Here is a 5,512-nt window from a genome sequence, read left to right as displayed (position 1 = left end):
GATGCGCGTCTGTTCCTTGAGAACTCAACAGTGTGCCAAGTAGTCGATGCCAAGATGGTTCATCGCACGGTTTCGTGTGGTGGGTCTTGGTTGAGATTGAGAGGGCTCGTGCCACCCCGTGGACGGGTCTTCTCGTGAACAGCCGAATCTGATTGGTCCTTCGGGACTGTTTCGTGTGTCGGTTGCTGGCCTGCTTCGGTGGGTCGGTGCCATGTAGACATTTACGGAGAGTTTGATTCTGGCTCAGGACGAACGCTGGTGGCGTGCTTAACACATGCAAGTCGAACGGTGACGACCAGCTTGCTGGTCTGATCAGTGGCGAACGGGTGAGTAACACGTGAGCAACCTGCCCCTGACTCTGGGATAACGACCGGAAACGGTCGCTAATACCGGATATGAGAGGCCCGGGCATCCGGGTTTCTGGAAAGTTTTTCGGTCAGGGATGGGCTCGCGGCCTATCAGCTTGTTGGTGGGGTAATGGCCTACCAAGGCGACGACGGGTAGCCGGCCTGAGAGGGCGACCGGCCACACTGGGACTGAGACACGGCCCAGACTCCTACGGGAGGCAGCAGTGGGGAATATTGCACAATGGGCGAAAGCCTGATGCAGCGACGCCACGTGAGGGATGACGGCCTTCGGGTTGTAAACCTCTTTCAGCAGGGAAGAAGCGCAAGTGACGGTACCTGCAGAAGAAGCGCCGGCTAACTACGTGCCAGCAGCCGCGGTAATACGTAGGGCGCAAGCGTTGTCCGGAATTATTGGGCGTAAAGAGCTCGTAGGCGGTTTGTCGCGTCTGCTGTGAAAACCTCAGGCTCAACCTGGGGCTTGCAGTGGGTACGGGCAGACTAGAGTGCGGTAGGGGTGACTGGAATTCCTGGTGTAGCGGTGGAATGCGCAGATATCAGGAGGAACACCGATGGCGAAGGCAGGTCACTGGGCCGCAACTGACGCTGAGGAGCGAAAGCATGGGGAGCGAACAGGATTAGATACCCTGGTAGTCCATGCCGTAAACGTTGGGCACTAGGTGTGGGGCTCATTCCACGAGCTCTGTGCCGCAGCAAACGCATTAAGTGCCCCGCCTGGGGAGTACGGCCGCAAGGCTAAAACTCAAAGAAATTGACGGGGGCCCGCACAAGCGGCGGAGCATGCGGATTAATTCGATGCAACGCGAAGAACCTTACCAAGGCTTGACATACACCGGAAAAGTGCAGAGATGTGCTCCCCGTAAGGTCGGTGTACAGGTGGTGCATGGTTGTCGTCAGCTCGTGTCGTGAGATGTTGGGTTAAGTCCCGCAACGAGCGCAACCCTCGTCCCATGTTGCCAGCGGGTTATGCCGGGGACTCATGGGAGACTGCCGGGGTCAACTCGGAGGAAGGTGGGGATGACGTCAAATCATCATGCCCCTTATGTCTTGGGCTTCACGCATGCTACAATGGCCGGTACAAAGGGCTGCGATACCGCGAGGTGGAGCGAATCCCAAAAAGCCGGTCTCAGTTCGGATTGGGGTCTGCAACTCGACCCCATGAAGTCGGAGTCGCTAGTAATCGCAGATCAGCAACGCTGCGGTGAATACGTTCCCGGGCCTTGTACACACCGCCCGTCAAGTCACGAAAGTCGGTAACACCCGAAGCCAGTGGCCCAACTCGTAAGAGAGGGAGCTGTCGAAGGTGGGACTGGCGATTGGGACTAAGTCGTAACAAGGTAGCCGTACCGGAAGGTGCGGCTGGATCACCTCCTTTCTAAGGAGCATCTGGCACCGGGTCCGCCTGTCATGGGTGTGCTTGTGGTGTCCAGGCCCACGCCCTGGCCGAACGCGTCGGGGGTGGTGCTCGAGGGTGGAACATCGACTACGGCCGGCTTGGTTCCGGTGGCTCCTAGTACGCCTGCAGCTCGTCTGCGGGGAGGGAACGGGGATCCACACCGGGTGATCGGGTCGGCCTGGCACGCTGTTGGGTCCTGAGGGAACAGCCGTCACGGTTGTTGACCTCGGGGTCGGGACGCGCACTTGATCCGCCTGCGGGTGGGTGGGTGCGCGTCGGCCTGCGGGCCGCCTGGTCCGGCGAACCGCTCACCGTGTGGTGGGCAGGCGCTCGGACGTTGCAGGTGAGTCACCCGGTCGTAGCTTGAGAACTGCACAGTGGACGCGAGCATCTTTGAATGATCTTTGTGGTCAAGTTTATAAGGGCACAGGGTGGATGCCTTGGCACTAGGAGCCGAAGAAGGACGTGGTAGCCTGCGATAAGCCTCGGGGAGTTGGCAAACGAACCGTGATCCGAGGATGTCCGAATGGGGAAACCCCGCACGAGTCATGTCGTGTGACCCGCACCTGAATATATAGGGTGTGTGGAGGGAACGCCGGGAAGTGAAACATCTCAGTACCGGCAGGAAGAGATATTCCGTGAGTAGTGGCGAGCGAAAGCGGATCAGGCCAAACCGTATGCGTGTTCAAGCCGGCAGGCGTTGCGCATGCGGGGTTGTGGGACCTTTCAGCTGGTTCTGCCGAACCAGCAGGGAGTCAGAAAGTCGCGTCATAGTCGAAGGGCATTGAAAGGCCCGGCACAGAGGGTGGTACCCCCGTAGACGAAATGGCGTGGCCTCCCGAGAGGGATCCCAAGTAGCTCCGGGCCCGAGAAACCTGGAGTGAATCTGCACAGACCACTGTGTAAGCCTAAATACTACCTAGTGACCGATAGCGGACAAGTACCGTGAGGGAAAGGTGAAAAGTACCCCGCGAGGGGAGTGAAATAGTACCTGAAACCGTGTGCCTACAAACCGTCGGAGCCTCCCTAGCAGGGGTGACGGCGTGCCTTTTGAAGAATGAGCCTGCGAGTTAGTGGTACGTGGCGAGGTTAACCCGTGTGGGGAAGCCGTAGCGAAAGCGAGTCCGAACAGGGCGATTTAGTCGCGTGCTCTAGACCCGAAGCGGAGTGATCTAGCCATGGGCAGGGTGAAGCGCGGGTAAGACCGCGTGGAGGCCCGAACCCACCAGGGTTGAAAACCTGGGGGATGACCTGTGGTTAGGGGTGAAAGGCCAATCAAACTCCGTGATAGCTGGTTCTCCCCGAAATGCATTTAGGTGCAGCGTCACGCGTTTCTTGCCGGAGGTAGAGCTACTGGATAGCCGATGGGCCCCACCAGGTTACTGACGTTAGCCAAACTCCGAATGCCGGTAAGCCAGAGCGTGGCAGTGAGACTGCGGGGGATAAGCTCCGTAGTCGAGAGGGAAACAGCCCAGACCACCAGCTAAGGCCCCTAAGCGTATGCTAAGTGGGAAAGGATGTGGAGTTGCACAGACAACCAGGAGGTTGGCTTAGAAGCAGCCACCCTTGAAAGAGTGCGTAATAGCTCACTGGTCAAGTGATTCCGCGCCGACAATGTAGCGGGGCTCAAGCATACCGCCGAAGCTGTGGCATTCACACGTTCGACAAGCCTTCGTGGTTCAGTCGTGTGGATGGGTAGGGGAGCGTCGTGTGGCGGGCGAAGTCGCGGGGTAACCCAGCGGTGGACGCCACACGAGTGAGAATGCAGGCATGAGTAGCGAATGACGGGTGAGAAACCCGTCCGCCGAATGACCAAGGGTTCCAGGGCCAGGCTAATCCGCCCTGGGTAAGTCGGGACCTAAGGCGAGGCCGACAGGCGTAGTCGATGGACAACGGGTTGATATTCCCGTACCGGCGAAGAACCGCCCATACCGAGCCCGGTGATGCTAACCGTCCGAGCCGGCCCACCGCACCTTCGGGTGCACCGGGCCGGGGAGCACGGGACCCGAACCGGTAGTAGGTAAGCGTATTAACAGGGGTGACGCAGGAAGGTAGCCAAGCGTGGCGATGGTAGTCCACGTCCAAGGTCGTAGGGCGAGGTGTAGGCAAATCCGCACCTCACGAGCCTGAGAGCTGACGGTGACCGCGAACGCGGGAATCTGGTGATCCTATGCTGCCAAGAAAAGCCTCGACGCGAGGTTCTAGCCGCCCGTACCCCAAACCGACTCAGGTGGTCAGGTAGAGAATACCAAGGCGATCGAGAGAATCGTGGTTAAGGAACTCGGCAAAATGCCCCCGTAACTTCGGGAGAAGGGGGGCCTGAAGCGTGAACCGACTTGCTCGGGGAGCGTGAAGGGCCGCAGAGACCAGGGAGAAGCGACTGTTTACTAAAAACACAGGTCCGTGCGAAGTCGCAAGACGATGTATACGGACTGACGCCTGCCCGGTGCTGGAAGGTTAAGAGGACGGGTCAGCCGCAAGGCGAAGCTCAGAATTTAAGCCCCAGTAAACGGCGGTGGTAACTATAACCATCCTAAGGTAGCGAAATTCCTTGTCGGGTAAGTTCCGACCTGCACGAATGGCGTAACGACTTCTCCGCTGTCTCAACCGCGAACTCGGCGAAATTGCACTACGAGTAAAGATGCTCGTTACGCGCAGCAGGACGGAAAGACCCCGGGACCTTTACTATAGCTTGGTATTGGTGTTCGGTGCGGCTTGTGTAGGATAGGTGGGAGACTGTGAAGCCGGCACGCCAGTGTCGGTGGAGTCAACGTTGAAATACCACTCTGGTCGCTCTGGACATCTAACCTCGGTCCGTGATCCGGACTAGGGACAGTGCCTGGTGGGTAGTTTAACTGGGGCGGTTGCCTCCTAAAATGTAACGGAGGCGCTCAAAGGTTCCCTCAGCCTGGTTGGCAATCAGGTGGCGAGTGCAAGTGCACAAGGGAGCTTGACTGTGAGACTGACAGGTCGAGCAGGGACGAAAGTCGGAACTAGTGATCCGGCGGTGGCTTGTGGAAGCGCCGTCGCTCAACGGATAAAAGGTACCCCGGGGATAACAGGCTGATCTTGCCCAAGAGTCCATATCGACGGCATGGTTTGGCACCTCGATGTCGGCTCGTCGCATCCTGGGGCTGGAGTAGGTCCCAAGGGTTGGGCTGTTCGCCCATTAAAGCGGTACGCGAGCTGGGTTTAGAACGTCGTGAGACAGTTCGGTCCCTATCCGCTGCGCGCGCAGGAAACTTGAGAAGGGCTGTCCCTAGTACGAGAGGACCGGGACGGACGAACCTCTGGTGTGCCAGTTGTTCCGCCAGGAGCACGGCTGGTTGGCTACGTTCGGAAGGGATAACCGCTGAAAGCATCTAAGCGGGAAGCCTGCTTCAAGATGAGGTTTCCACGGGACTCGTCCCGAGAGGCACCCCGCTAGACCACGGGGTTGATAGGCCGGATGTGGAAGAGGGGACCAACGACCCTCGCAGCTGACCGGTACTAATAAGCCGACAACTTCACCACCCATTCATTGCTACGCGTCCACTGTGCGGTTCCCGAGAGACGAACGGGAACCCGTTTGACAACTCGACAACGTTACGGCGGTCATAGCGAAGGGGAAACGCCCGGTCCCATTCCGAACCCGGAAGCTAAGCCCTTCAGCGCCGATGGTACTGCACTCGCCAGGGTGTGGGAGAGTAGGACGCCGCCGGACACCATTCAGAAAGAGCCACCCCAGCAATGGGGTGGCTCTTTCTGTTTC

3 rRNA genes are annotated in these 5,512 nt (G+C 58.7%); all 3 read left to right on the top strand.

Going from position 1 to position 5,512, the window contains the following annotated elements:
* Positions 1–220: 220 nt before the first annotated feature.
* The 3 genes from KOV94_RS20375 (at position 221) to rrf (ending at position 5,464) form a co-directional block, all read left to right on the top strand.
* Positions 221–1,740, top strand: a 16S ribosomal RNA gene (locus KOV94_RS20375).
* Between the two features lie 429 nt (positions 1,741–2,169).
* Positions 2,170–5,274, top strand: a 23S ribosomal RNA gene (locus KOV94_RS20370).
* A 73-nt stretch (positions 5,275–5,347) separates the two neighbouring features.
* Positions 5,348–5,464: ribosomal RNA gene (gene rrf / locus KOV94_RS20365) — 5S ribosomal RNA — on the top strand.
* Together the 16S, 23S and 5S rRNA genes form the textbook arrangement of a ribosomal RNA operon.
* Positions 5,465–5,512: the final 48 nt, after the last annotated feature.

Origin of the sequence: Cellulomonas algicola, assembly GCF_019024305.1 — a bacterium.
Taxonomy (GTDB): domain Bacteria; phylum Actinomycetota; class Actinomycetes; order Actinomycetales; family Cellulomonadaceae; genus Cellulomonas; species Cellulomonas algicola.
The sequence above is the reverse complement of the archived record's forward strand: the minus strand, read 5'-3'. Positions and strand labels throughout refer to the sequence as shown.